Origin of the sequence: Sphingobacterium sp. B16(2022) (assembly GCF_012030425.1) — a bacterium.
In the GTDB taxonomy this organism is placed as follows: domain Bacteria; phylum Bacteroidota; class Bacteroidia; order Sphingobacteriales; family Sphingobacteriaceae; genus Sphingobacterium; species Sphingobacterium anhuiense.
Genome location: NZ_JAAUVN010000001.1, coordinates 1,955,830 through 1,980,170, shown reverse-complemented (window position 1 = coordinate 1,980,170; position 24,341 = coordinate 1,955,830). Strand labels below are relative to the sequence as shown.

At 35.6% G+C, this 24,341-nt stretch carries 25 protein-coding genes and 1 pseudogene; 15 read left to right on the top strand and 11 right to left on the bottom strand.

Going from position 1 to position 24,341, the window contains the following annotated elements:
- The first annotated feature begins 400 nt into the window (after positions 1-400).
- The 5 genes and pseudogenes from HCX49_RS08735 (at position 401) to HCX49_RS08715 (ending at position 4,357) form a co-directional block, all read left to right on the top strand.
- Positions 401-1,486, top strand: coding sequence for a glycoside hydrolase family 43 protein (locus tag HCX49_RS08735; RefSeq protein WP_021188253.1), 1,086 nt, complete (start codon positions 401-403; stop codon positions 1,484-1,486).
- Positions 1,487-1,573: 87 nt separating this feature from the next.
- The gene (locus HCX49_RS08730) at positions 1,574-1,771 is read left to right on the top strand and encodes a hypothetical protein (RefSeq protein ID WP_168126834.1); all 198 of its coding nucleotides are present in this window, start codon (positions 1,574-1,576) and stop codon (positions 1,769-1,771) included.
- A gap of 312 nt (positions 1,772-2,083) precedes the next feature.
- A pseudogene (locus HCX49_RS08725) lies at positions 2,084-2,878 on the top strand (Rpn family recombination-promoting nuclease/putative transposase); the annotation flags it as partial.
- 429 nt (positions 2,879-3,307) lie between these two features.
- A complete protein-coding gene (locus tag HCX49_RS08720; protein ID WP_132768900.1) occupies positions 3,308-3,757 on the top strand; it encodes a nuclear transport factor 2 family protein in 450 nt (149 codons plus the stop codon).
- 252 nt (positions 3,758-4,009) lie between these two features.
- Complete coding sequence (locus HCX49_RS08715) at positions 4,010-4,357, top strand: hypothetical protein (RefSeq protein ID WP_132768898.1); 348 nt, start codon at positions 4,010-4,012, stop codon at positions 4,355-4,357.
- A 232-nt stretch (positions 4,358-4,589) separates the two neighbouring features.
- Here HCX49_RS08715 and HCX49_RS08710 read toward each other — a convergent pair whose 3' ends face one another.
- The 6 genes from HCX49_RS08710 to HCX49_RS08685 form a co-directional block, all read right to left on the bottom strand.
- Positions 4,590-5,276, bottom strand: coding sequence for a tetratricopeptide repeat protein (locus HCX49_RS08710; protein ID WP_132768896.1), 687 nt, complete (start codon positions 5,274-5,276; stop codon positions 4,590-4,592).
- 27 nt (positions 5,277-5,303) lie between these two features.
- The gene (locus tag HCX49_RS08705; protein WP_132768895.1) at positions 5,304-5,939 is read right to left on the bottom strand and encodes a hypothetical protein; all 636 of its coding nucleotides are present in this window, start codon (positions 5,937-5,939) and stop codon (positions 5,304-5,306) included.
- Positions 5,940-6,050: 111 nt separating this feature from the next.
- A complete protein-coding gene (locus HCX49_RS25725) occupies positions 6,051-6,701 on the bottom strand; it encodes a DUF3885 domain-containing protein (protein ID WP_168126833.1) in 651 nt (216 codons plus the stop codon).
- Positions 6,702-6,780: 79 nt separating this feature from the next.
- Entirely contained in the window at positions 6,781-7,344 is a 564-nt protein-coding gene (locus tag HCX49_RS08695; RefSeq protein ID WP_168126832.1) for a hypothetical protein, read from the bottom strand.
- Positions 7,345-7,450: 106 nt separating this feature from the next.
- Complete coding sequence (locus HCX49_RS08690) at positions 7,451-7,684, bottom strand: hypothetical protein (protein WP_132768890.1); 234 nt, start codon at positions 7,682-7,684, stop codon at positions 7,451-7,453.
- Between the two features lie 21 nt (positions 7,685-7,705).
- Positions 7,706-8,101 carry a hypothetical protein gene (locus tag HCX49_RS08685; protein ID WP_132768888.1) on the bottom strand — a complete coding sequence of 132 codons (396 nt, stop codon included), beginning with the start codon at positions 8,099-8,101 and terminating at the stop codon, positions 7,706-7,708.
- A gap of 370 nt (positions 8,102-8,471) precedes the next feature.
- On the opposite strand from HCX49_RS08685, the gene HCX49_RS08680 reads away from it, so the two are divergent.
- Positions 8,472-8,921, top strand: a complete 450-nt coding sequence (locus HCX49_RS08680) for a nuclear transport factor 2 family protein (RefSeq protein WP_168126831.1) — start codon at positions 8,472-8,474, stop codon at positions 8,919-8,921.
- A gap of 1 nt (position 8,922) precedes the next feature.
- Here the strand turns inward: HCX49_RS08680 and HCX49_RS08675 are convergent, their stop codons facing one another.
- Positions 8,923-9,525, bottom strand: a complete 603-nt coding sequence (locus HCX49_RS08675; RefSeq protein WP_132768885.1) for a hypothetical protein — start codon at positions 9,523-9,525, stop codon at positions 8,923-8,925.
- A 134-nt stretch (positions 9,526-9,659) separates the two neighbouring features.
- Between HCX49_RS08675 and HCX49_RS08670 the strand changes: the two genes are divergently transcribed.
- The 8 genes from HCX49_RS08670 to HCX49_RS08635 all read left to right on the top strand — a co-directional run bounded on the left by HCX49_RS08670 (position 9,660) and on the right by HCX49_RS08635 (position 17,336).
- Complete coding sequence (locus HCX49_RS08670; RefSeq protein ID WP_168126830.1) at positions 9,660-10,028, top strand: nuclear transport factor 2 family protein; 369 nt, start codon at positions 9,660-9,662, stop codon at positions 10,026-10,028.
- A 504-nt stretch (positions 10,029-10,532) separates the two neighbouring features.
- Complete coding sequence (locus tag HCX49_RS08665) at positions 10,533-11,423, top strand: helix-turn-helix domain-containing protein (RefSeq protein ID WP_168126829.1); 891 nt, start codon at positions 10,533-10,535, stop codon at positions 11,421-11,423.
- Between the two features lie 146 nt (positions 11,424-11,569).
- The gene (lysS, locus tag HCX49_RS08660; protein ID WP_168126828.1) at positions 11,570-13,066 is read left to right on the top strand and encodes a lysine--tRNA ligase; all 1,497 of its coding nucleotides are present in this window, start codon (positions 11,570-11,572) and stop codon (positions 13,064-13,066) included.
- Positions 13,067-13,445: 379 nt separating this feature from the next.
- Positions 13,446-14,366 carry a hypothetical protein gene (locus tag HCX49_RS08655; protein WP_132768879.1) on the top strand — a complete coding sequence of 307 codons (921 nt, stop codon included), beginning with the start codon at positions 13,446-13,448 and terminating at the stop codon, positions 14,364-14,366.
- Positions 14,367-14,612: 246 nt separating this feature from the next.
- Positions 14,613-15,062: a nuclear transport factor 2 family protein gene (locus HCX49_RS08650; protein ID WP_132768877.1), complete on the top strand. Its 450-nt coding sequence runs from the start codon at positions 14,613-14,615 to the stop codon at positions 15,060-15,062.
- Positions 15,063-15,261: 199 nt separating this feature from the next.
- Complete coding sequence (locus HCX49_RS08645; protein ID WP_168126827.1) at positions 15,262-16,194, top strand: Rpn family recombination-promoting nuclease/putative transposase; 933 nt, start codon at positions 15,262-15,264, stop codon at positions 16,192-16,194.
- A gap of 33 nt (positions 16,195-16,227) precedes the next feature.
- Positions 16,228-16,851, top strand: coding sequence for a hypothetical protein (locus HCX49_RS08640; protein WP_168126826.1), 624 nt, complete (start codon positions 16,228-16,230; stop codon positions 16,849-16,851).
- A 176-nt stretch (positions 16,852-17,027) separates the two neighbouring features.
- Complete coding sequence (locus HCX49_RS08635) at positions 17,028-17,336, top strand: hypothetical protein (protein WP_132768872.1); 309 nt, start codon at positions 17,028-17,030, stop codon at positions 17,334-17,336.
- Between the two features lie 557 nt (positions 17,337-17,893).
- Here HCX49_RS08635 and HCX49_RS08630 read toward each other — a convergent pair.
- The 4 genes from HCX49_RS08630 to HCX49_RS08615 all read right to left on the bottom strand — a co-directional run bounded on the left by HCX49_RS08630 (position 17,894) and on the right by HCX49_RS08615 (position 22,653).
- Positions 17,894-18,823, bottom strand: coding sequence for a hypothetical protein (locus tag HCX49_RS08630; RefSeq protein ID WP_132768870.1), 930 nt, complete (start codon positions 18,821-18,823; stop codon positions 17,894-17,896).
- Between the two features lie 3 nt (positions 18,824-18,826).
- Positions 18,827-19,513 (bottom strand): hypothetical protein, encoded by a 687-nt coding sequence (locus HCX49_RS08625; protein ID WP_132768869.1) that lies wholly within the window; start codon positions 19,511-19,513, stop codon positions 18,827-18,829.
- A gap of 77 nt (positions 19,514-19,590) precedes the next feature.
- Positions 19,591-20,706, bottom strand: a complete 1,116-nt coding sequence (locus HCX49_RS08620) for a helix-turn-helix domain-containing protein (RefSeq protein WP_132768867.1) — start codon at positions 20,704-20,706, stop codon at positions 19,591-19,593.
- 54 nt (positions 20,707-20,760) lie between these two features.
- Positions 20,761-22,653: a serine hydrolase domain-containing protein gene (locus tag HCX49_RS08615; RefSeq protein WP_168126825.1), complete on the bottom strand. Its 1,893-nt coding sequence runs from the start codon at positions 22,651-22,653 to the stop codon at positions 20,761-20,763.
- Positions 22,654-23,240: 587 nt separating this feature from the next.
- On the opposite strand from HCX49_RS08615, the gene HCX49_RS08610 reads away from it, so the two are divergent.
- Positions 23,241-24,314 (top strand): serine hydrolase domain-containing protein, encoded by a 1,074-nt coding sequence (locus tag HCX49_RS08610; RefSeq protein WP_168126824.1) that lies wholly within the window; start codon positions 23,241-23,243, stop codon positions 24,312-24,314.
- Positions 24,315-24,341 lie beyond the last annotated feature (27 nt).

Below are 24,341 nucleotides of genomic sequence, written 5' to 3'. Positions count from 1 at the left end.
ATAAAATTTATACATAAAAAGAGAAATTACAGAGCCTGAGGTGAATTGTCAGTCAGTAGATGTAAAAAACCAAATTGTAAACGGATGTGAAATTAAAACAGCGCTTTAAGTTTTTAATTTATTCTATTGGATTATTATCAACGGCATAATCCTGTGGACTATTTGTGTCTAGACGTACTATAAACGAGCAGGTGTATCAAAAAAGCAAAAACATAAACTTGGTATTTGAACACATTTTTGTAGATCCTACAGTTATAAGAAATAAACAAACTGGCTATTTCTATAGAACTGAAGACAACTGGGGAGATGATAATGGGAATCCATTGATGCCTATCTTACGATCTGACGATCTGGTTCATTCGGCGGAGTTGGGGCACTGTATTTTAAAATTAATTGAAATATGATTACTAAAAATTTATGTTTATCCTTATTGATTGGTTGCTGGCTGTTGTTATTCTCCACTTCAAAAGCCCAATCAAATAATCCACTTGATGTTGCTTTTGGTGATCCATTTGTGCTTTACGATCAAGAAACAGATGCCTATTATATGTATGGTACTGGTGGAGTAGAGAATGGTTTTGTAGCGTATTCTTCTAAGGATTTGAAACAATGGGAGAATAGGGGTACAGTGTATACCGCTCAGCAAGATAAAAGCTGGGGGACGAAAGATTTTTGGGCCCCGGAAGTATATAAGCGTGGAGGAAAATACTATATGTTTTATAGTGCACATTGGAAAGAAAATCCGAATGATGAATTAGAAAATTATCGCATTGGTATCGCAACCTCAACCAATCCTACAGGCCCATTTATAGATTTGACAGGTCGTCCCTTATTTGACCCCGGATATCCCATTATTGACGGTAACGTGTACTTTGCTGAAGATGGACGTTTGTATCTTTACTATTCACGATGCTGTTATAAAAATCCAGTTCAGTCGGAGATTGCAGCTTGGGCAAAGCAACAGGGGATGTTTGATGAAATAGAAGAAAGCTGGATATATGGAGTAGAGCTAGCTTCAGATTTTTCACATGTAATTGGAGAGCCAACATTATTGTTACGGCCTCCTGTCTCAAGGGATGATAAGCAATCTGAATGGGAGAGTAGATCTGTGACTTCAGGTGAAGTAAATAGAAGATGGACAGAAGGATCCTATCTATTTAAGCATAACAATCTCTATTACATGATGTACTCCGCAAATCATTTCGGAGGAGAAAATTATGCTGTTGGCTATGCAACAGCCTCCAATCCACTAGGCCCATTCGAAAAGTCTGCAACAAACCCTATATTACAAAAAAACATATCCAATGGAGGTGTTGTTTCAGGGACGGGGCACAACAGTCTTTTGAAAGATAAAGAAGGTAAAGTATGGTGTGTATATCATGCCCGCACGACTAAAACAGGCAGTCAGCGCTTAGTATTCTTAGATGAACTGAAAATTTTACCTAACGGTCAGCTTATAGTGGACGGTCCAACTGTTAAACCTTAATAAAGCTGATGTTTTTAGTTTATTGTATTTCGACTTTGATGAGATCGGGAATACCTTATTATAAATTAAAATTTTAAAAGTTGATTATTGATTATATTTCAATATTATTATGCGCCCTATACCTCTTTTGGTGCTGTTTGTGGTCTATCTTGCAATCGCTCCTCTGCTTATATGCTTGCAAAAGTGACCCAACAATTTGAAGGATTTACCAAGACTGATTTAATCACATTGGTCAATGATGGCGGCAACTGGAAAGTATCCCAATCCATCAATTCGTATAAGTAAGTTAAGTAAATTTCATATGTTTAGTCAAAGCCACGTCGAGAGATGTGGCTTTTCTTTTTAGTATTCACAGCTATTTTACCTAACAACAAACGTTTTTTCCTATTCTTTTAACAGTAAGTAGAGAAATATTTGATTTGATAAATAATTTAGTATTTTTGCTAAATTATTTGGTTTAAAAGGTTTTGTTTTTTATTTTTAATTGATTACCAATAATATACCATTATGAGTGTAAAGATAAGTAACCTTTCGAAGTACATCGATATCTTAAGTGACTTCGGTTGGAAATTTTATTTCGGTTGAGAGGAGAATAAGGGTAACCTAATTAATTTTCTGAATAGTATTTTAGAAGGCGAACATGTTGTAGAGGATCTTACCTATAGCAATGTGGAGGAAGATGGCGATGAACCTAATGAGCGCAAAGTTATTTTTGATTTGCGATATGTTGGTGTAGGTGGAGAAGTTTTTCTAGTGGAGATGCAATTGCAGAATCAGGATTTCTTTTTTGATCGTGCGGTGGGTTACACCTCTAGGACCATTAGTCGTCTAGCTAAAAAAGGAAAGAAAGGAGATAATTATGAGTTACCGCCAATTTATTTTATCGCTGTTTTAGGCTTTCGTTTGGATGTTGCCAATAGTGATAAGTACTTTTATAGTGGTAAGATTATTGACGAATTCGATCAGGAGGTGCTATATCCTAAGTTGAGTTACAAGATGCTTGTATTACCTAATTTTAATAAAGCTAAAGCCGATTTACCGACGATTCTGGATCAATGGATGTATCTTATGAAGCACTTGGATAAAATCGATAAGCTCCCTAACTATTTGGATAAAAGAATATTCTCCCGTATCTTTGAACTAGGAGAACTGGCAAAACTAACGCCTGAGGAACAGATGTCTTACATATCCAGCTTAGATCGTAAACGCGATTATACCAACACGTTGGCATACGCAAAAAAAGAAGGCCAGAAAGAAGGTCAGAAAAAAGCCGAGGCTAAAGCCTATGCTGAGAAAATCGCTTCAGCGAGAGAGTTAAAGAAATCTGGTGTAAGCGATGAAATTATTTCAAAGAGTTTAGGCATATCTTTGGAGGTTATTAACAAACTTTAATTAGTAGCTAAAGCTGAAGGCGAGCACAATAAAGTCATGGAGACAGCTTTGAAGCTTACAAAGATGGGTTTATTAGTGGAACAAATTGCTGAGGGTACCGGACTTTCCATAGAAGAGATCGAAAAACTGAAATAGAACATATTTTTAAAATATACAGAACCGCTTGGATGACCAAGCGGTTTTTTTTGCCTTTGTTATTGACAAGTGGGCGACAGCAGAATAACCCCATTTCAGGTTCAACCACTTCACCTACCCATTTCCACCATTCACCGAGTTTTTAGTTGGTTTAGTCTAATTGCCATAGGGTAGGGACGAATTACACCCTACTTTTGAATCAACAAACAAATAGAACTGCAAAGCAGGCATTAGGGTGTGAGTTGGTGGATGTGGGGCTGATGCAACTTAATAACAATATAACATAAAGACATTATGAAAACTTTAACAAAAACATTCGCAGCAGTAGCCTTGATCGCAGTATCAACATTTACAATGGCAGCAGGCAAACCAGAGGTATCAAACCCTAAAAAAGCAGTGGTCAATCTATCCACAGCAGATCTAGCCATTGACCATTACGTAGCGGTTATGACCGAAGGACAGTCGGCAGGAGTAGAGCAGTTGTTTACTTCAGATTTTAAACAGAAAGTACATACCACAACAGATAAAACCAACAGCCGTTCAGAAGTTATTTCATTCCTGAAAAAGCAAAAAGGCGAGCAGTTGAACTGCAAAACAAGTACCACTATCGTTGAACAGTCTAGTGACTATATGATCGCAAAAGTGATCCAAAAATTTGAAGGGTTTACTAAAACCGATTTAATTACGTTGGTCAATGATGGTGGCAACTGGAAAGTATCGCAATCCATCAATACGTATAAGTAAGTTAAGTAAATTTCATATGTTTAGTCAAATCCACATCGAGAGATGTGGCTTTTCTTTTTAGTATCCTCAGACGCGCTGGACAATAGCACGCGATTACAATATGGATCTTATTTAGGATTTTATAAATTTGACTTCAATAAAGACTGAAGCTTTTAACTTTTGTTTCTTGATAATTCTATAAACAGATCATATTTTCTATTAATAAATAAATTAAGAAATTTTAAGTTAATTAATCATCATACCTTTCCTTATATGTTTTGTAATAAAGTCATTTTTGCACTAGTTTTAACAGCTATTCAAACAGCCATCTTTGTCTCGTGTAATACTCAAAACCGTGGCGAATGGGAAGTTTCCGATGCGAGTCGTGATACTATGCTTAATGCAGAAACCAATGTAAGTGATGCTACTACTATGATTCTAAAAATTGAGGGGCATACAGACGACTCAGTAAAAGTACACGGGATGACAATTGCTGGAGGAAATATTAACAAGGAATTGAAAGTTGATTGGTATAACTCAAAGGTTTCAGTTCAGTTTGAAGCCTATCGAGCAAAACAAGGCAGTCTAAAGATTAAATTTTATGTGCCAGCAAGCCTTTAGCTGTTATATATTTCAATAAACATACAAGGCGTCTATGAAGCGTCTTGTATACTCTTCTGGATAACATTTACAACTTATCTAAAATTGTACCTTTGTTATTTAATTTTCTTCTTAGTACTGTAGTCCTTTATTTTCTTGCACATATAATCATGAATTATTATTTGCGTATGCACTTTCTTTGTGGATCACACAGACATGTCCCTCAAGTTATTCTATAATGATCAGCAGGCGTTTATTTCTTACAACCTTGTGTTAAAGCCTCTGTATATTCCTTTGTTATTGGTTTACCGCCAAGTTTTATACATTCATTGTAATACTTCCAAGCATTCTCACAGTCATTTTTTACAAAGTAGCATACAGACATTTTAAAAAGGGTATTTTGGTTTTTGGGATCAATAGAATAAGATTTTTTAAAGTTATTTATAGCCAGATTGAAATCTTTATCTCCATGATTTTCCATAAACCTTGTCATATAAACAGTTGCCTTATCGGTTAGAATGTTGGAACTGTTAGCATTTAATTTCAAACCTTCGTCGTACTGCTGCATTGCACTTTCAAAATCCTCGAATGAAAAATAAATAGCACCGAATCCCCAAAACACATCTGCATTTGTCGGGTCGAGAAGCCAGGCCTGATTAAACCTATACATGGCTGTTTTTAAGTCCTGCTTATATAAATAATCAAAGCCCAGTTTAATCAAAAGTTCAGAAGCTTTACGATTCGTTCCAGCTTTTTCTAAGTACGACTTTATAAGTTCCTGATCAATTGTTTTTTGCTCTTTAGTCTTGACAGCATTTCCATATTTAGGTAGAAGACGTATTTCAGTTTTTGCTTCTTTTTTCCAATTTGAATACGTTATTTGTTGTCCAAATATGAGAGTCGTAATAAGTAGAAGAATGCATGTTATGGTGTATTTCATAGTAGATAAGTAAGTTTTTGTTTTGCTCTATTGTTCTGCTATGATTTGCATCAATTCCTCATCGGTGTAGTTTCCTATTATACCGCGCTTACTTTTTAAGTAATCTAAAATTGTAAGATCATCAAATCCATGCGTTTGTTTGATACCCTGGCATATAGTCTTTAGATAGTCTGAACTAGGTTTAGTTTCCGTTTGGTTATCACTTTCATTTGTTAAGGTGAATATTGGATAATCTTTCTGTTGTCCTATATATAACAGATTACCATACCAAGACTTTTCTTTAAATATATAAGAACCGTCCAGTATAGCCTTATTAAAATCCATTTTAAGACCAGATACCGTGTTCGTTTCCTGCTTAGCTATATCAATCAATTGACCATTTGTTATCAGATAGATCCTTCCCATTGTTTTTATAGTAGGACTAAAAGTCGTTCTGATAAAAGCAACACCACCATTATCCCAATTCTTAGAAGCTCTAGCAAAATAAAGCTCAGAGTTAATATAAATGTCTTCACTTTCAGAGGGTATTGTTTTATCAAGACATCCACCATATACCGTTTTTGCACCTGCCGGTTGTCCACCTGTTATGTAGCAAAGAAAACGCTCTTCCAAAAGGTTAGAACCATAGCACGCATACCAAACTTTGTCCTGTAAATCATCCATTTCTTTAAATTGGTTATAATCTTCTTGTTAAAGATATAAATAATAAAAGGTTTTCTTTTCTTCTTCAAGAAGACCTTTTCAGCATTGGTAAAGTAATTATAGAGATTCCATTTATTCAAACTGTTTCTGAATCTTTTCTCTGTCATTATCAAGAATCCAGTCATTATATTTTTCATAGATAGACCTTAATGATTCTTTATCGGCAGCAATAAGATCAAGACCTCTGTCGTCATACATATGAAAGATTAGTTTTTTGTCAATGTTGATAAAATAAACCTCTTTGTTTGTGAGAATTGAGTTGTTGTCTAGTCTTGGTTTTCTTGGAGGAACATCGGTGTTTCCAATTGCTGTTATTATATTTTGATGATGTATTCGGTCGGCAGTCAGTTTAACAACAGCTATGTTTCTTACGTCAAATTTGTCACTTGGTTCATAGAGCCGTTTCTCTTTTATATAACTAATCTCAGTCTGCTGCAGATTCTCGATTTGCTTAAATGTAAAGTTTAATAATCTTATTTTCTGCCGTTTATATTTATAGTCCATATAAACTAAAAACACTTTATCAGAACTGTCAAATACAGAATGAAAAATTGTTGAAGCACGTTTTGTTACCTCCTTAAAGTATTCGTTTGTAGCGGTTTCCTCAGTTTGTAGGTCAAAGCGAAGTCCGAAATCCCACCTATAGAACAAAGGTGTTCTAAGCCTAAGCTCTTTGAAATTGGTTCTTAAAAATTGCTTATATTCTTTTAATATTGTTGACACATAATTGTTTTTAGTAGCTGAATGCATTCTTTAATTTAATATTGCTTGATTATAAAATAGAACTTTCCATTTATCAAAGTTATTTGGTTCCTTCTATTATTTTACCATCAAAATCGATTTTATATTTTCTATTAGAGAAGTCCATCAATAGTATACTGTCGTTTTCAATCCTAAATGATTCATCATCAAGGGAAACAAATATATCAGCACCTTCAAATTGCCAAATTATCTTTCCGTTTTTATTAAGCTTTGTTACTTGAGTTTCACCATCAACGAAATAGAAGTCATTTTGTTTGAAAATTTGAAAACAAGTGATTGGGTCAGCCTGCATTTTCCACATCAAGTCGAGATCAGGTAATGATAAACAAAATATTGTATCACTGCAGCATATTACGAGTTGATCCTCGTCTATAATGAAAGAATTTTGATTAATCCCATTAGCACCCTGTGAACCTTTAATTATGCAACTGTAGATAGCTTTACCCTCATGATAAACTTTGATACCATGTCTTGATGTTATACGGTAAGTGGAATCATTCCCTAAGTAAATTTTAGAATATCTAAATATATTATCTGCTGAATCATCTTCATAATCAGGTTCATCTATGATTTCAAGGATAAATTGCTTATATACTTTAGTCATCGTTATTATTTCTTAGTGAGTATTAATGAAATGTCTTCTTTTGCTTTGTACTGACCTTCTTCAATTATTTTGAAAGTTAGGTATAGGAAAATGTTTTTCGATTCAACTAAAATAACGTTTCTGTGGGTTGGTTTTCTGCTGCATCTATTATTTCTTCCATTAATACAAACTTCTTGTCATCATCAGTTAATGTTGTATAGTGATCAATATATCTATCAATATCGGAGGGATTGGTGACTTCAATAGGCCATTCCTGCATCCATTCCTCATTTGATAGGTTGAGCTCTTGTGCTAGCTCGTCAATTGCTTTTCTATTTGCACACCTGAATATTGGTTCCATTTATTGTTTTAATCAATGCTTTCACCAGGTGTATTCTTCTGTATATGGCATGTTTTTAAGATTTTCAAAATCGCTTATTTTATAGGGTATCTTATTTTTTAGGTTCAATTGCCAGACTGATGCCTCCTTGGACCAAGGATCAATTAAAAACTCGATCATATCATCATTCTTAATGCGCATCTGGACAATATTACTTATCATGTCCAATTTAGTTATTTGATGATTATCCCAAATTAAAATATGATCACCTCCGATTATACATACTTTGTTTACGATCAATCCACAATATGGGTTTCCATACATATCTCCAATGCATATAGCTGTCTTTTCTCCTTTATTGACTAAAATTATATCCTCATCAACATGGCCTAAAGTATATTCTGGAGATTCATCTAATATTTTGAGATCATTTATCATATTGCTTTAGGTCTTTCAACTTTAATGACTAGCCATTAACATGTTTGTGTCCTATACGAATTTACTAATTACAATTTGAATTCCATTTTTCAATATTACTGAATGTTTCAAAAGATAATTTGGTTTCGATACACTCTCCTTTTAATCTCAATACTTACTAAACAAAATTAAATATGTACAACCACTTCACCTAGCCATTTCCACCATTCACCGAGTTTTTAGTTGGCTTATTCTAATTGCAATAGGGCAGGAACGATTTACACCCTACTTTTGAATCAACAAACAAATAGAACTGCAAAGCAGGCATCAGGGTTTGAGTTGGTGGATGTGGGGCTGATGCAACTTAATAACAATATAACATAAATACATTATGAACACTTTAGCAAAAACATTCGCAGCAGCAGCCTTGATCGCAGTATCAACATTCACTATGGCAGCAGGCAAACCAGTAGGAGATAATTCTAAAAAAACAGTAGTCAATCTATCTACAGCAGATTTAGCAATTGATCACTACGTAGCAGTTATGACCGAAGGGCAGTCGGCAGGAGTAGAGCAATTGTTTACATCTGACTTCAGTCAAAAAGTACATGCGTCAGAAGATAAGACCAACAGCCGTTCAGAAGTAATTTCATTTTTGAAAAAGCAAAAAGGCGAGCAGTTGAATTGTAAAACAAGCACCACAATCGTTGAGCAATCAAGTGACTATATGGTAGCAAAAGTAATTCAACAATTTGAAGGTTTTACCAAGACCGATTTAATCACCTTGATCAATGATGGTGGCAATTGGAAAGTATCTCAATCCATCAACTCGTATAAGTAATTTATTGTTTAATCATATGTTTAGTAAAGGCCACGTCGTGAGATGTGGCTTTACTTTTTTCATAAAATTCAATATATTGCTGTAAAGTTCCTTCCATTTGAATCATATCTAAAATTAACAGCTTAAAGGTCTGTTTTGTATTTTTATCTGTTTGATTATTATTTGAATAAAGAAAATTCATCAAAAACTCTCTTTTACTATCCAATATATCTTTAAGTTCTGCTATATTCGACAATATCGTTATTTTCTCATAATCAATTAAGTCAATTTTAGTATTAGATATAGTTTTCCAAGCATTGATTTTAATTTGTGGAATGCGAATTCCATTACATTTCCTTACAACATCCGACACTTTAATATTTTTGTTGCTAGCATAAAAGTTTAAGGAATCAATCAAAGACTCCTGGATAGGTATTTTTTCCATAATATCTTCATTAGTATCCTTTAACTCGCTATCTATTGTGGAAAATACTTGATTAATAAATGCTTTATCCTTTCTCTCGGAATTCCAATTATCAATAAAAAGTGCGATTAAAATTCCTGCGATTACAGGAATAATTTCCTTGATAAAATGAATACAATAATTTCTAATTTTTTCCTTCATTAGGGTGTTTTGGTATGATTAAAGGTAATGGCTGTTTATATAAAGATCCAAAATTCAAGTAGATTTTAAGTCTTTACTAGGTAAATGTACGTGATTTTTTCGATATATTCATAAGGGGTGGAGCGTAACTAGAAATGCTTAAACCTAAAAAAGCGTTAATCAGTCTATCCACAGCAGATCTAGCTATTGTCCATTATGTTGCGGTTATGACAGAGGGACAGTCGGCAGGAGTAGAGCAGTTGTTCACTTCAGATTTTAAACAGAAAGTACAGGCAGCAGAAGATAAGACGAACAGCCGTTCAGAAGTAATTTCATTCTTGAAAAAGCAAAAAGGCGAGCAGTTGAACTGTAAAACAAGCACCACAATCGTTGAGCAGTCCAGTGACTATATGGTTGCAAAAGTGACCCAACAATTTGAAGGATTTACTAAGACCGATTTTATCACCTTGGTCAATGATGGTGGCAACTGGAAAGTATCCCAATCCATCAATTCGTATAAGTAAGTTAAGTAAATTTCATATGTTTAGTCAAAGCCACGTCGAGAGATGTGGCTTTTCTTTTTAAGATCCTTAGCTGTGTTGCCCGATAACAAGCGTTTAACATCTGGATAATATTTAGGATTTTATAAAGTCGGATTCAAAAGTGATTACAGCTTTTAGTTTCTTGATAATTCTATGAGCAAATCATCAGTCAAATTTCTACAACAACAAGACTGTGTTATAATCAATATCGCTATGTCAGTTATACAAGGTCTCTTTCACTGGTGCTGGAGACTTTTCCATTTTTACTGTCCAGTCATGGTATTCAAGAATGAGCTCCAAGCAAGGCCTTCTCACTATATCTTCTCCTTATCCACACTTCTGGAACCTTTCGAATAACAATCTTCTCTCATCTGTTTTACCTAAGACAATTGTAGCACGATATGAAAAGAAAAACAAATGGTATTTATTATTAGTTGGTAAATAACGAATATTTTTATTAATTTGTAGTGTAATAATGATGTGATTATGGTAAATATATCGATAGTAAATTTCAAAGATATTCTTCGTTTCAATCAAGAAGCTATTTACGATTTTGAAGAGAGTATTCTGGTCGCAGATGTAGGTATTCGTGATTTGCATATTACTCGCATGTTTCCCATAAGAACATCTTTTTTTATGTTCGTGCTCGTTGAACAAGGCACTATGCGTATTGAGCTCGATTATAGCATTCATCATTTATCCAAACAAGATTTTCTTCTTATCCTACCCGAGCATATCTATCAAAGCATATCAGGTAGCCCAGATACCCGATATCGACTTATTTTTGTAGAACAGGCATATTTTGAGACAATGAACAGGTCAAAAAACGATGTGCTAAAAACTAGTTTTTTAAATATCCGTAAAGATCCTGTTATCCATCTTTCGGAGAAGGAATTTAATGTTCTCGCTTCTTGTCATGAAAGACTAGAGCAACGAATGCCGGCCATACATCATTTCAAGAAAGATATCATTAATGCACTCTTGCTGGAATATGTAATCGAGGCCGAAAACATGATGATAAATCATCATGAACATCAGGTAAAACAAAGTAATTTAACCAGGCAGGATATTATTTTTCATAAATTCTTAACATTATTGAAAGAAGATGTCATCCATCAGCACCATGTATCGTTTTACGCTGATAAGCTACATATCACACCCCAGTATTTAGCTTCGGTATTAAAACAGCTTACAGGTAAAGGAACTAAAGATTGGATTGCTGATGCTTTATTGGTGGAAGCGAAAATTATGCTCCAACACTCACAGCAATCTGTACAGCAGATATCCGATGCTCTTAATTTTTACGACCAATCCACATTCGGTAAATTTTTCAAAGCACGTACCGGGCAAACTCCCAAAGCATATCAGAATCTATAATTTTTAACTCCAAGTGTTCACGTACCTTCGATTATTACCAATAATGTCCTGTTAATTCACACCCATTACCGTATTGATTTGAGATTTTTGTGTTTTATATATTCCTTCAGTATTAGAAGAGAAATATAGCATAATGAAAGTAAAATATGGAATTGAACGAACAGGAAGTAATTCGTCGTGAGAATCTCGAACAATTACGAGAAATGGGGATAAATCCTTATCCAGCCGCAGAATTTAAGATAAACGCTACGACATCCGATATCAAACAGAGTTTTAAAAAAGATGAGGTTAAACAAGTCACTATTGCTGGCCGTATCATGAGCCGTCGTATGATGGGAAAGGTCGCATTTGTAGAACTGCAGGATCCGTACGGTCGCATTCAGCTTTACATCAACCGTGATGATATCTGCACAGGTGAAAATAAAGATTTATATAACATCGTATTCAAAAAACTATTGGATCTAGGCGATATCATTGGTGTTGAGGGACATGTGTTCAGCACCAAAACTGGTGAGATCTCCATTCATGTAAAACAGTTGCAGGTTCTGTCAAAATCACTACGTCCTTTACCTGTTGTAAAACATAAAGAGGGCGTTGCATACGATGCGTTTCTTGATCCTGAACAGCGTTACCGTCAACGGTATGTTGATCTTATTGTTAACCAGGGAGTCAAAGAAGTTTTCCTTAAAAGAACGAAAATCTTTCAGTCAATGCGCCAGTTTTTCATTACGAAAGGTTATGTAGAAGTTGATACACCAGTTCTTCAGTCCATTCCTGGTGGTGCAAGTGCAAGACCTTTTGTTTCTCATCATGAAGCATTAAATATACCTTTATATCTGCGTATTGCCAATGAATTGTACTTGAAAAGATTGATTGTCGGCGGATTTGATGGCGTATTTGAGTTTTCACGTAATTTTCGTAATGAGGGTATGGATCGTACCCATAATCCCGAATTTACCGTCATGGAAATTTATGTCCCCTATAAAGATTACAACTGGATGATGGCATTCACAGAGCAACTATTGGAAAGGATATGTCTTGAGGTTTTGGGTACAACTGAAGTATTGGTGGGAGATACTGTTATCGATTTTAAAGCACCTTATCGACGAGTAACCATGGCTGGTGCCATACAAGAAAATACGGGTGTGGATATCAGTAATATGACCGAAGAAGAATTACGTCGTACTTGTATTGCCTTCGATATCGATCAAGATGAAAGTATGGGTAAAGGCAAACTAATAGATGAAATTTTTGGAAAAACCAGTGAAAAGAAATACGTGCAACCGACCTTTATCATTGATTATCCCATAGCAATGTCGCCACTATGCAAAAGTCATCGTGATGATGCCACATTAACAGAGAGATTTGAGCTTATCGTCAATGGAGTAGAATTATGTAATGCTTATTCAGAATTAAATGATCCGATCGAGCAGCGCTTAAGATTTGAAGAACAACTTCAGCTTCAGAAAAAAGGCGATGATGAGGCTATGTACATTGACCAAGATTTTCTACGTGCATTAGAATATGGTATGCCTCCCACATCTGGGATGGGTATTGGTATGGATAGATTAACCATGTTACTTACCGGCCAAACGGCCATACAAGAAGTATTATTATTTCCGCAGATGAGGCCAGAAGTATGATGTAAACCATAGGATCCAGAGAATTATGTTTAATTTGAAATTTAAAATAGCACAGCTAAATTTGATTTTTTTTGATAAGTAGTCACGTAGTTTACCAGAGCTATTCAAAAAAGGCCCTCTGCCTTGAAGCAGAAGGCCTTTCTTATTTCCCACTCCAAACGGTTTCTTTTAAAAATTAATTAATGACGCAAATTTATACTTGAAAAGTGACGCTTTATGTCAGGAGTATAAAAGAAATGATAGTTATCAAATTACTTTTGTAGGATCATTTTGTGTGGTACAAATTAGTAAGTAATTAAACTTGATTACTAAAAATATTAGTTTTACTATTCTTTATTTTGTATCTTTATTCTAGTAACCTTATTATAAATAGTTTATTATGAGTAAATCTTCCAGCCGCGTTGATGATCAGCTATGGAAGTCTATTTTAGAACAGACTTTTGCACATTTTTTAGAGTTTTTCTTTGAAGATGCAGCAGGTATATTCGATCTGAGTAAACCTTTTGATTATTTAGATAAAGAGTTTGAGTCTTTATTCCCTCCAGAACCCAACGGCAAGGGTGTGCGTTTTGTAGATAAGTTGGTCAAAGTCTATTTGAAAGACGGCGGTGAGCAGTTTGTGCTATGCCATATTGAGGTACAGTCCAGTCGAGGCAAGGGAGATCTTGCAGAGCGCATGTTTCGGTATTACTATAAAATATCCGATAAGTATCAAGTTCCAATTTGTGCCATTGCTATCCTTACCGACGATAGCCGAAGTTATCATCCATCTGCTTATATTAAGGAGTTTATGGGCACTATTCTCCATTACCGCTTTAATAGTTATAAGGTTTTACATCAAGATGAGGTAGCATTACGTTCAAATAGTAATCCCTTTTCAGTCGTAGTTTTAACTACATTATTGGCTATCACGAATAAAAATATCAGTGATGATAAGTTGAAAGATATTAAGCATGATCTTTATGAACAGATGATGAGTCGTAAAATGGATAAGAGTACGCGTCAGGGTCTCTATAATTTTTTAACGTATTACGTAGGCTTTGAAAATCAGGGGAGTTTAACTATATTTGAGTCAGAAATTAAAAAAAAATTAGGAAGGAGTAATATAATGGGCACTCAAGAATATCTATTAGATAAGGCAGAAAAAGAAGGCATTGAGAAGGGTCGTTTAGAAGAGCGTGCTAAGCTTAAGGCTGAAAAGCGTGCTATTGCATTAGAATTTAAGAAAATGGGTTTACCTGTAGCAGATATTGCTAAGGGTACCGGACTTTCCATAGAAGAGATCGAAAAACTGAAATAGAACATATTTTTAAAATATATAGAACCGTTTGGGATGACCAAGCGGTTTTTTTGTGCCTTTGTTATTGACAAGTGGGCGACAGCAGAATAACCCCATTCCAGGTTCAGCCACTTCACCTACCCATTTCCACCATTTACCGAGTTTTTAGTTCGTTTAGTCTAATTGCCATAGGGTAGGAACGATTTACACCCTACTTTTGAATCAACAATTAAGAACAATAAACTAACAATATAACATAAAGATATTATGAAAACTTTAGCAAAAACATTCGCAGCAGCAGCCTTGATCGCAGTATCAACATTTACGATGGCAGCAGGCAAACCAGTAGGTGATAACTCTAAAAAAGCAGTAGTCAATCTATCCACAGCAGACCTAGCCATTGATCATTACGTAGCAGTTATAACCGAGGGACAGTCGGCAGGAGTAGAGCAGTTGTTCACTTCAGATTTTAAACAGAAAGTTCATGCATCAGAAGATAAGACCAACAGCCGTTCAGAAATTATTTCATTCTTGAAAAAGCAAAAAGGCGAGCAGTTAAATTGTAAAACAAGCACAATCATTGTTGAGCAATCCAGTGACTATATGGTTGCAAAAGTAACCCAACAGTTTGAAGGTTTTACTAAAACCGATTTAATCACATTGGTCAATGATGGTGGCAACTGGAAAGTATCCCAATCCATCAACACGTATAAGTAAGTTAAGTTTAAATCCATATGTTTAGTTAAAGCCACATCGTGAGATATGGCTTTTCTTTTTCTATTGTATCTTTAAAAAGATTGCTCCAAGTTGTGCTAGCCGACAACAAACGACTACAAACGTTTAATAACCGACTAATATTTTTAGTTTTTATCATATTTGATTTATGTAATTAATTATTTAAATAAATCCTAAAATTATGTTAGCACATGTAGAACCCGTATTTATTGATCCAACCACCGATGAAGGATTCAAGCGGTTATTCGGAGACAAGGTCAACCTGATCAACTTTCTAAACATCATCTTTCGCGGTCGCAAGACCATCACAGATCTTACTTATCGGGATACCGAGCGTATTGGAGCGACCGAAGAGATCGGTAAAGTTATTTTTGATCTTGTAGTCCAAACCAGTACAGGGGAGGAGATCATCATCGAGATGCAGACCAGTACACAGACCAACCTGAAGCAACGTATGCTGTATTATGCAAGCAAGGTCATTTCAGACACAGCACCCAATGGAAACCGCAAAGCCTGGGGGTATGCCATTCCCGAAGTCTACACCATTGTACTGATGGATGGTTTTCATATGCCAGGAGGTGATCATAAAACATATTTTCACGATACCTGCCTGTGTCATAGAGATTCAGGACAAATTTTCTACGAAGGTTTAGGGTTTATTTACCTCGAATTGATTAACTTTGTTAAAAGCGAAGTTGAGGTTGAAGACGAACTAGACAAAGTATTCTTTATGCTTAAGAATATGTCAACGTTGAGGACTTTGCCACGGATTATGAATTCGGCCGTATTTCAACGGTTCTTTCAGTTGGCCAGCTACGCAAAATTGACAAAGGAGGAAAGAACTATGTATGATATTAGTTTAAAACGCAAGTGGGATGCTGAAGCAGTGCGGATGTATCAACAGGAACAAGTTGAAGGACTAGAAAAGCAATTGAGAGAAGCTAAAAGAGAAACTAAGAAAGCGTCAATAGCAGCTAAAGCAGGGGGTATTGCAGAAGGCGAGCATAAAAAAGCCATTGAAACAGCTCTAAAGCTGAAAGAGATGGGTTTACCTGTAGAGCAAATCGCTAAGGGTACCGGACTTTCCATAGAGGAGATCGATAAACTGAAATAGAACATTATTCTAAAATATACAGAACCGTTTGGGATGACCAAGCGGTTTTTTTGTGGCATTTTTACATTTTATTCATCCTTTGTTTGTTACAGTTTCGGTGAACTTACCATGATAAAATATTATAAAGCTGACGATAAAGAACAACTACTTTACAAAGAAACTTGGTTTGACGAAAAGAGAAAAGTAGCCATTGTTCACTATGGAAAAGTTGGTTATAAAGGAAAAGTAGAAGAGATACCGATTGAAACGAAAAATGCAAATGACGATTTTGTAGATAAGTTCTGTAAAGACTGTGAAAGTAATAGCTATTATCAAATCGATGAAGACAATCATCATTGGGTTGTTGTTCAGTTTCCTTTAAAGAGTGAATTAGGAAATAAAAGAGATTTATGGCTTAAAGACAAGGTGCAAGAATATCTAAAAGACCATCTAGGCTGGAATGGAGTAGGCGATGTGGATGGTTTTGATATGGGACAAAAGAAATTAAATATTTTTTGTAAGGTTGTAGACAGTGAAAAAGCGGTTAGCAGTATCAAAACCTGTCTCAAAGATTATCGACTTGACCTTAATCAAGCACAAATTGCAACAAAAAAAGTAGGAGAGATAAATTATACGCTGAAGTTTTCACACAAAAAAGTAGATAATTTTGAACTATGAAAAAGTTAGCCTTACAAGAGATTGATTTCAAACAGTCGCTTCCAGACTTGATTTTCAAAAGCAGTTTAACGCAAAATAAAACATAAATTAAACAAGGCTTTTGACAGGAATTTATAAACAACAATTTTATTTTAAACAGTACATTAAGATCCTATAAACCTTTATTAACCATAAAAATGACCACGGAAGAATTCCAGGATTATAAATTAGAAATAGAAGAATTAACAGCATTACTAAATAATGAATGGCTTGATTTGAAAAATTTAATGATATCAAACAACATTAATTTAGAAAGGACGCTATTAGTCGGTTACTATGAAGATGCTGAAGGGAAAGAGCATGGATTACTTTACAACAAAAAAGACAATTTCATACTAAAATTTGAAGTGTTTAACGACAATATATCACTCACTAGTATTGATCATGTTCATGAAGTAAGTGATGAATATCCGCAATTACAAGTAGCTATTAGCTTAGCAGATTAGTTGTTAGAAATGGATTCCCCCGTTAGCACACGAGAAATATAACGCTAAACTACGCAGTTTTGCAGACTGCTGATCTAGAAGTTTTCTATGGTAGACCATTTCAGTTTGTACCGTATTAAAAAGCTAACAGTTAATATATATCTTCACTTTCAGAGGGTATTGTTTTATCAAGACATCCAGCATATACCGTTTTTGCACCTGCCGGTGGTCCACCTATTATGTAGCAAAGAAAGTGCTCTCACAAAAGATTAGAGCCATAGCATGCATACCAAACTTTGTCCTGTAAATCTTCCATTTCTTTAAATTGGTTATAATCTTCTTGTTAAAGATAAAAATAATATAAGATTTTCTTTTCTTCTTTAAGCAGACCTTTTCGGGAAGTCAGATTAAATATCATAGCAGTCAGCTTCGCTACTTATACGCACGCTGTTCGGGAAGACTTTGGGAAATGTCTACCAAAAGTATACTTTTTCCAATTTTACGTCTTCATAAAAGTTATCCGAAACATCGCAGACTTTGTAAGTAGGTGATGTCTCGGACAGGTTTTCAATATATTCCTAAAATTTGCAATCCAACCAATGTATAATATTGAGCAGGAACTGCGCATTTTGTGTGGCACTAGGATGGTTCATCCCTCTTTTCTCACTTTTAATACCTTGGAGTTGTGCAGAAAATGGAGCTCCATCTCCAAATATGACAACTCTGCCCTTGCCGTATTTTAGATATGCACCGTTCACTAAGCCTCTTCCTGAGATATAAGGAATCGTGTCCGGCAGCGGTCTTTTTATTTGAGAAACATTGCTCGGAAGATAAATATTGTAGTCATCTCCCAATGCAGAAATAACATGAGCGTGTGAAGGAACTATAAACCCCGTTCCTCCCCAGCACATGATGCTGTCGATCTCTTCGCCAGGAGAGCTGGTAATCTGATTTGAGATAAGTGTCTTTCTTTCCTTTGAAAACACTTCCGGTAAGCCATCCTTTCTAAGTGCGAAACCATTGATTATGTTTATTCCAAATCTCCCTGCCAGATCATGGACAGAAGCGCCACACGGCATATGATCCGTTACGAGGAACAAACTTCCTCCAGCTGCAACCCATGTTGACAGTTCATCCATCTCTTTTGTAGAGAAAGCTGATCTTGCAGGTAGGTTCCAATCTTCCAAATCGTACATTGCATTCACTGTTACGTAGATCTTTGCTTTTTTTAAAAGCTCCCAGCTTATTTTTTCTGTGTTGCTCACCACCTTATAACCATCATCTCGGAGCAACTTGCTGAACGCAGCGTAGGCGCCTTTCAACGTCGATGCATTATTATGCGCCTCATCAAATAATAGCAAAGGACCATTTCCTTTCGTGTATGTAGGAGTGGAAATTGGATAGTTAAAATTTTCGTCTGACACCTGTTGCGCATCCGCAGGATTTGTCCCAATGGCAAGCAAACACCAAATAGAAAAGAACTTAAAAAACCTTCGGTTGATCATCATGACCTATTTTACTTTTATCCATATATCATTTTCAAAACAAGTGACCTGCATAGCTTCACCTTCGCTCAATAAAAACGTAAGCGGGAAGGTGCCGTCATCATTCAAGAAAAAAGTTTCGGACCGGGGCGTAAACGCAATCTCTTTATTATCCCATAGTTGCTTTAGCATCAATCCGCTTCCCGAAGAACGGATATTTATCTTAAGATTATTGTCATCATTCAAGGTGTAATTCCCTTCTAGTCGTCCAAGTTGTTCGACAGATAACTGTTTAGTTTTTTTTGGATCAAATCCTACTTTTGTCATCGTTATCCTTCCCAGTATCTTCGCATGATTAAAATGACCAGAGCTGTCTTTTAGGAATTCAATTTTGTGACCTTCCTCTTTTGACTCGAAATTCGTTTCATTAATCCGGATCAGTTGGTATTCTTTGTTATCCCATAATTGTTTGGCAAAAAGAAGCTCGTCTTTAAGTGCAAACTCAATAAAAGCAATCTTATTAGGAAGCTGGTAGTACCCTAACAGCTGATCCAAGGGTACCGTTTTAGATTGTCGACTCTCTTCCTGTACAATACCACCTGAATGCTGCGCAAAACAGTGAGTTGAAAGGGATGTGCTTCCAAATAAGAGATTCGCTACAATTACACAGATTTTTGAGGTAGTTGCAGATTTGAATAATTTCATTGTTTTCATAATTGTTTTTTTTATGAAGCAATGATAATCCTTTGTTGTTCAGAAGCAGTTCGGATGGATACAGGTGAACATAATTGCTATCTGGAAGCGTCTGAATTTGCTTTAATGTACTCCTTTGGAGTGAGGCCAGTAGCTTTTTTAAAGGTGGTATAAAATGTCGTTTTGGAGTTAAATCCAGCTCTGATAGCAACACCGAACATATCCAAATGCTTGGTGTCTTCCGATAATAAAAGTGATTTTGCCTCTTCCGTCCGTAACTCATTTATAAACTGATAAAAATTCTTTCCAATCCCATTATTAAGAATATAGGAAAGTTCATGTGTGCTGATGCCTATTTTCCCTGAAAGCACTGAAAGTGTCAGGCTTGGATCGAGATATAGTTTTTCGCCGACTGTTTTTCGCATCACGATAGATTTGAGTTCTTCAACCTGCTCTATAGTAAGCCGTTCATTGCTTATTTTTTTTGGTATCATTTCCTCTTTTTCCGCAGGCTGATACGTTTCTAAAGCATAAATTGATTTTTGAGTAAGTGTTGCATATGCCAAAATGATTATACCCAAAAAATATAGTATCGGGGAATAATAAGTTACGTTAACGTTGGACATACTCACTATACGGATAAGAATCATGAAAAGCACGGAAAGCAACAGATAGCTCAGCCATTTCAGATCTATCTTATCGGTAAACGAAGCCAACATTTTTAAGTTCCTTTGATGACGACGGAGCAGAGAAAAACAAGCGATCCAATAATAAATCATCTGGACGAAGAAAAAATACCGGATGATAAACCCAATCCAAGGTGGTAATATAGGCAGATCATATTCCTGATTAAAGAGGTGTGGCATTAAGTAGACAAAAGAAAACAGAAGGAAAAGAAGGAAAGGAAGGAAATGAAGAAACCATTCCTTTTTATTTAAAGAAGGCGATACATAATGATGTACCGCCATATATAGACAGGGGAGCATAGCCCATCTAGGCAGTTCCATTAGATGAATAAGCAAGCTGCCTCCAATTCTAAACTCTTCAAGGAAAAGTTGGGTAAAATTGCATGCCAGGATACCATAAAATGCCCCGAGCCATCGGTTAGCTCGGATATTCACTTTATCAAACCCGATAAAAAGCAGGGATCCTAATAGCCATAATGCTCCAGCTGAAAAGGCATTGAAAGAAGATAAGGTATTTATTTCAGCCATCAGATTTTTTAGATTGTTTTCATAAATTTATGATATTTCCACGAAAATTAAAATCTACATGCTCCAGATCGGAATTCCAATCCAGCCATGTATTGAAAATAGTACCGCCAGATACAACAAGAATATGATGTTGAAAGCCAAGGTAAATTTTATCCATTTTCTACCTAGCTGTGACCAGCGTTTGTACAATAAGTATGCGCCAACCACAACACTGACTCCGAAAAAAAGCATACCAGCGAAAATGGATAAAGTTGTGCTATTTAGGGTCGTATAAAGTTCCTTGTGAATCGCATCAGTCACCCCCAATATACGATAGGAGATTAGGAAAGAGACTATGCCCAGGGATGGTAATAGCACCAAGCATAGATCTATGAATTTTATTTTTTTAAAAAATGCTAATGGAATTCCGATTATCGTATAGACTATGGAGAGCAAAGCAGCGATCAAGCCAAGGTAAATAGGGATCTTTTGCAATAAAATTGGTAAATAAGAAGCTTTACTATAAAACCTGTTACCATAACCTTGAAAGAACGGGTGTCCCTCATTATCATGGCCGATAACAAATGAGGGAATTATATCACCTTTCAAGTGAAAAAGACCATTCCCTATATGAAGCAAGGAGTCTACCTGTCCATTTCCTTTATCAATTATAAGTTTATCGTTATCAATGGCCAACAGGTTAATCCCTTCGAATATTCTTCTGTAGAACTCCCAGCGCTCATTTTTAGGGTTCATAAATTGATAATATCCCAGCATAGGTCCAATCTTCGACTGATCTATTTTTACAGTGTGTATTTTGGGAATCTCCATATTTTTAGTTAAAAAATCTTCAATCAGTTCCGATACAGGCCATAAATTTGTATTGCAATTGGTAGAAATAGTATATGCCAATCCGGCCTCTCTATTAAAAAATATCCAGGAGCTAAAACCTTCACCTTTACCATTATGCCCTCTAAAAGTTATTTTTTTATTATTCGGGAATAAATCATTACCCAGGGCATATCCTGTCTGTAATCCGTGTTGGCTTGCCAAGGTGCTGTGTACTTTTTCCATTTCGAGAAAATCATGTTCACGAAGTAGAACGTCAGCGTAACTCTTACCAGGATCCAGGAGGAACCGCATAAATCTGGTCATATCCGATGCGTTCGATACCAGTGCACTAGAAGCACCGTTGCTACTAGGTATATAAAGCGGAAGTAGTGTATACTTGCCATTCCTAAAATCATATCCCTTAGCATAGTGCTGTAGACTTTCGCCACTTAAATCAAACAAGGTACTATTCATTGCTAAAGGTTTAAGCAGTGTCTGTTGGATATATGCATTCCATGGAATATCGGAAACTTTCTCAATGATGTACCCCAAAACATTATAGCCTGGATTAGAATATGACATCCTTTCACCAGGTTTCCAGCGGGAAGTAAGCGAATTTTTTTGGTCCTGTACGGCATTGATTCCCTTTAACGGTTTTCCTGTCATATTGACCATCTTATTCAGCATAATATCTTCAAAACCTGCTGTGTGTTCCAGGAGATGTACAAGTCTTACAGGGTGAGTCGACTCCCATTTGTTCGAGTATGGGATTTCGGGAGCAATGGCCTGCAGTCGATCGCTAAGTTTCAGTTTACCCTCAGCTATTAGATTCTGGATCCCGATTGCAACAAAAAATTTTGTCACAGATGCAAGATGAAATCGTGTTGTGCTATCAACTTTTATTTTTTGCTCTAAATCGACATATCCCAATCCACCTGAAAATAATGTGCTGTCGTTTTTGATAATAGCAATCATCAAACCCGGCATATGTTCCTGTTGGAGTACACCTTCTATTTTTTTGAGCAATTGATCCATTGCAGGTGTTGGAACATCATGATGCTGCAGCTGTGCATTTACCACTTTAGATGATAATACCATACAAAGTAGGATTGAAAACAAAATTATAAGTTTATTCATCGGTATGTTTTTTCAGCAAATTACATCTGTCATTTGCTGTTTTAGTCCGATTCTATCCAAACGAACTAATCACCCCCCTTCATTTAACCAATTTGGGGCTACGAAGAAAAGAATAGATAAGTTAGTGCGTAAAAGTATTTCACCATTTTTCAAATGAATATTATAGTAGTCAGCTTCAGTACCTATTCGTACGCTGTTCGAGAAGGCTTCGGGAGATGTCTACTGTGCCTCTACTGTTTTTCTACTGGTTGTCTACCTTGCCTCTACAAAAACAGTATAGGCAAGGTATAGGCAGGGTAGAGAAACAGTAGAGGCGTTTCGAAAAAGTGGTGAAGCAGTCCCGAATAAAGACTGAATCCTTCTAGTGTAAATAGAAATGTCTTTTTATATAGTAAAGTAGCTTTGAAATAAATTGATAGATATATATCACTAATGTCCATTATCTGACATTAATCGTCCGATATCGGACATCACGAATCCTTGTAAGACATTCATTAAAAGTTGATTGAGTATTTGGCAAATCTATTGATATTTATCACGCGAAATATTAATTCGAAACAAGAATGAATGCTTTATATCCAATATACATGAAAACCAAAATGAAATATCTGATCATTTTTATTTTAACGATAATATTCCATTACAACTCAGTAGCACAACAAGACTCTCTGAAATCCTTTATTCAATCTTATGTAACGAAGAATGGTTTTGACGGAACTATACTAGTTCAACAGGATTCTGCTATAATCTACCATGAGAGCTTTGGTATAGCGGATCGAAGATTTGATTTTCCAATAAACAATGAAACTATCTACAATATTGCATCGATAACAAAGGCTTTTACAGCAGTCCTGATCCTTCAACTGGTAGAGCAGGGAAAGCTGGAGTTAAATAAACCTTTTAAGACTTATTTACCTGAATATCCAGATAAAGTAAGTTTAAAAGTTACCTTACATCAGCTGCTTAACCATAATTCGGGAGTTATGCTCATAGATACAGTTTCAAGTGTAGATAACGCGATGAAATATGGTTTGGGTATATTTCAGACTCCGCTTACTTCAGATCAGATTTTAAAAAGTTTTTGGGATAAACCTCTTGCAAATAAACCAGGCACTAAGTTCACTTACAATAATGCAGATTACATAATTTTAGGGAAAATCATTGAAAAGATCTATCGTAAAACTTATGAAGAGGTGTTGTATGAAAAGATATTAAGACCTTTGGACATGCATAATTCGGGCGTAATGCATGAGAAAGATATAATAAAAAATCTAGCAAGTACTTATTTTAAGGACAAAAATTCATCTATTTTCATTAATAGTTTACCTATGTTTATAGAAAACTGGTATGCCGCTGGTGCAATGTATTGTTCACCTTCAGATCTACTGAAATTCTCGAACGCTCTGTATGGACTAAAATTAATAAGTAAAAGAAGTCTTGATTCAATGCTTACTCCCGGACTTGATAATTATGGTTATGGGGTATGGATTAAAGGTCTGGAGGATGAAAGACGAATGGAAAGATATGGACAAATAATGGGTATTAACGTAGTGTGGATGAAATTTTTGAATAAAAAAACTACGATTATTATTCTGAGCAATACGAATGTTGCTAACCTTGGTGAACTGGCATTAAATATCGAGATGAATGTCCCTAAGTAACCCATCATATCCAGAAAGCTGATTACA

Bases quoted from the DNA above. Each gene is read 5' to 3' on its own strand.
- HCX49_RS08735 (WP_021188253.1), top strand. From the start codon at position 401: ATGATTACTAAAAATTTATGTTTATCCTTATTGATTGGTTGCTGGCTG.
- HCX49_RS08720 (WP_132768900.1), top strand. From the start codon at position 3,308: ATGAAAACTTTAACAAAAACATTCGCAGCAGTAGCCTTGATCGCAGTA.
- HCX49_RS08715 (WP_132768898.1), top strand. From the start codon at position 4,010: ATGTTTTGTAATAAAGTCATTTTTGCACTAGTTTTAACAGCTATTCAA.
- HCX49_RS08710 (WP_132768896.1), bottom strand. From the start codon at position 5,276: ATGAAATACACCATAACATGCATTCTTCTACTTATTACGACTCTCATA.
- HCX49_RS08705 (WP_132768895.1), bottom strand. From the start codon at position 5,939: ATGGATGATTTACAGGACAAAGTTTGGTATGCGTGCTATGGTTCTAAC.
- HCX49_RS08695 (WP_168126832.1), bottom strand. From the start codon at position 7,344: ATGACTAAAGTATATAAGCAATTTATCCTTGAAATCATAGATGAACCT.
- HCX49_RS08690 (WP_132768890.1), bottom strand. From the start codon at position 7,684: ATGGAACCAATATTCAGGTGTGCAAATAGAAAAGCAATTGACGAGCTA.
- HCX49_RS08685 (WP_132768888.1), bottom strand. From the start codon at position 8,101: ATGATAAATGATCTCAAAATATTAGATGAATCTCCAGAATATACTTTA.
- HCX49_RS08680 (WP_168126831.1), top strand. From the start codon at position 8,472: ATGAACACTTTAGCAAAAACATTCGCAGCAGCAGCCTTGATCGCAGTA.
- HCX49_RS08675 (WP_132768885.1), bottom strand. From the start codon at position 9,525: ATGAAGGAAAAAATTAGAAATTATTGTATTCATTTTATCAAGGAAATT.
- HCX49_RS08670 (WP_168126830.1), top strand. From the start codon at position 9,660: ATGCTTAAACCTAAAAAAGCGTTAATCAGTCTATCCACAGCAGATCTA.
- HCX49_RS08665 (WP_168126829.1), top strand. From the start codon at position 10,533: ATGGTAAATATATCGATAGTAAATTTCAAAGATATTCTTCGTTTCAAT.
- lysS (WP_168126828.1), top strand. From the start codon at position 11,570: ATGGAATTGAACGAACAGGAAGTAATTCGTCGTGAGAATCTCGAACAA.
- HCX49_RS08655 (WP_132768879.1), top strand. From the start codon at position 13,446: ATGAGTAAATCTTCCAGCCGCGTTGATGATCAGCTATGGAAGTCTATT.
- HCX49_RS08650 (WP_132768877.1), top strand. From the start codon at position 14,613: ATGAAAACTTTAGCAAAAACATTCGCAGCAGCAGCCTTGATCGCAGTA.
- HCX49_RS08645 (WP_168126827.1), top strand. From the start codon at position 15,262: ATGTTAGCACATGTAGAACCCGTATTTATTGATCCAACCACCGATGAA.
- HCX49_RS08640 (WP_168126826.1), top strand. From the start codon at position 16,228: ATGACCAAGCGGTTTTTTTGTGGCATTTTTACATTTTATTCATCCTTT.
- HCX49_RS08635 (WP_132768872.1), top strand. From the start codon at position 17,028: ATGACCACGGAAGAATTCCAGGATTATAAATTAGAAATAGAAGAATTA.
- HCX49_RS08630 (WP_132768870.1), bottom strand. From the start codon at position 18,823: ATGATGATCAACCGAAGGTTTTTTAAGTTCTTTTCTATTTGGTGTTTG.
- HCX49_RS08625 (WP_132768869.1), bottom strand. From the start codon at position 19,513: ATGAAAACAATGAAATTATTCAAATCTGCAACTACCTCAAAAATCTGT.
- HCX49_RS08620 (WP_132768867.1), bottom strand. From the start codon at position 20,706: ATGGCTGAAATAAATACCTTATCTTCTTTCAATGCCTTTTCAGCTGGA.
- HCX49_RS08615 (WP_168126825.1), bottom strand. From the start codon at position 22,653: ATGAATAAACTTATAATTTTGTTTTCAATCCTACTTTGTATGGTATTA.
- HCX49_RS08610 (WP_168126824.1), top strand. From the start codon at position 23,241: ATGAAAACCAAAATGAAATATCTGATCATTTTTATTTTAACGATAATA.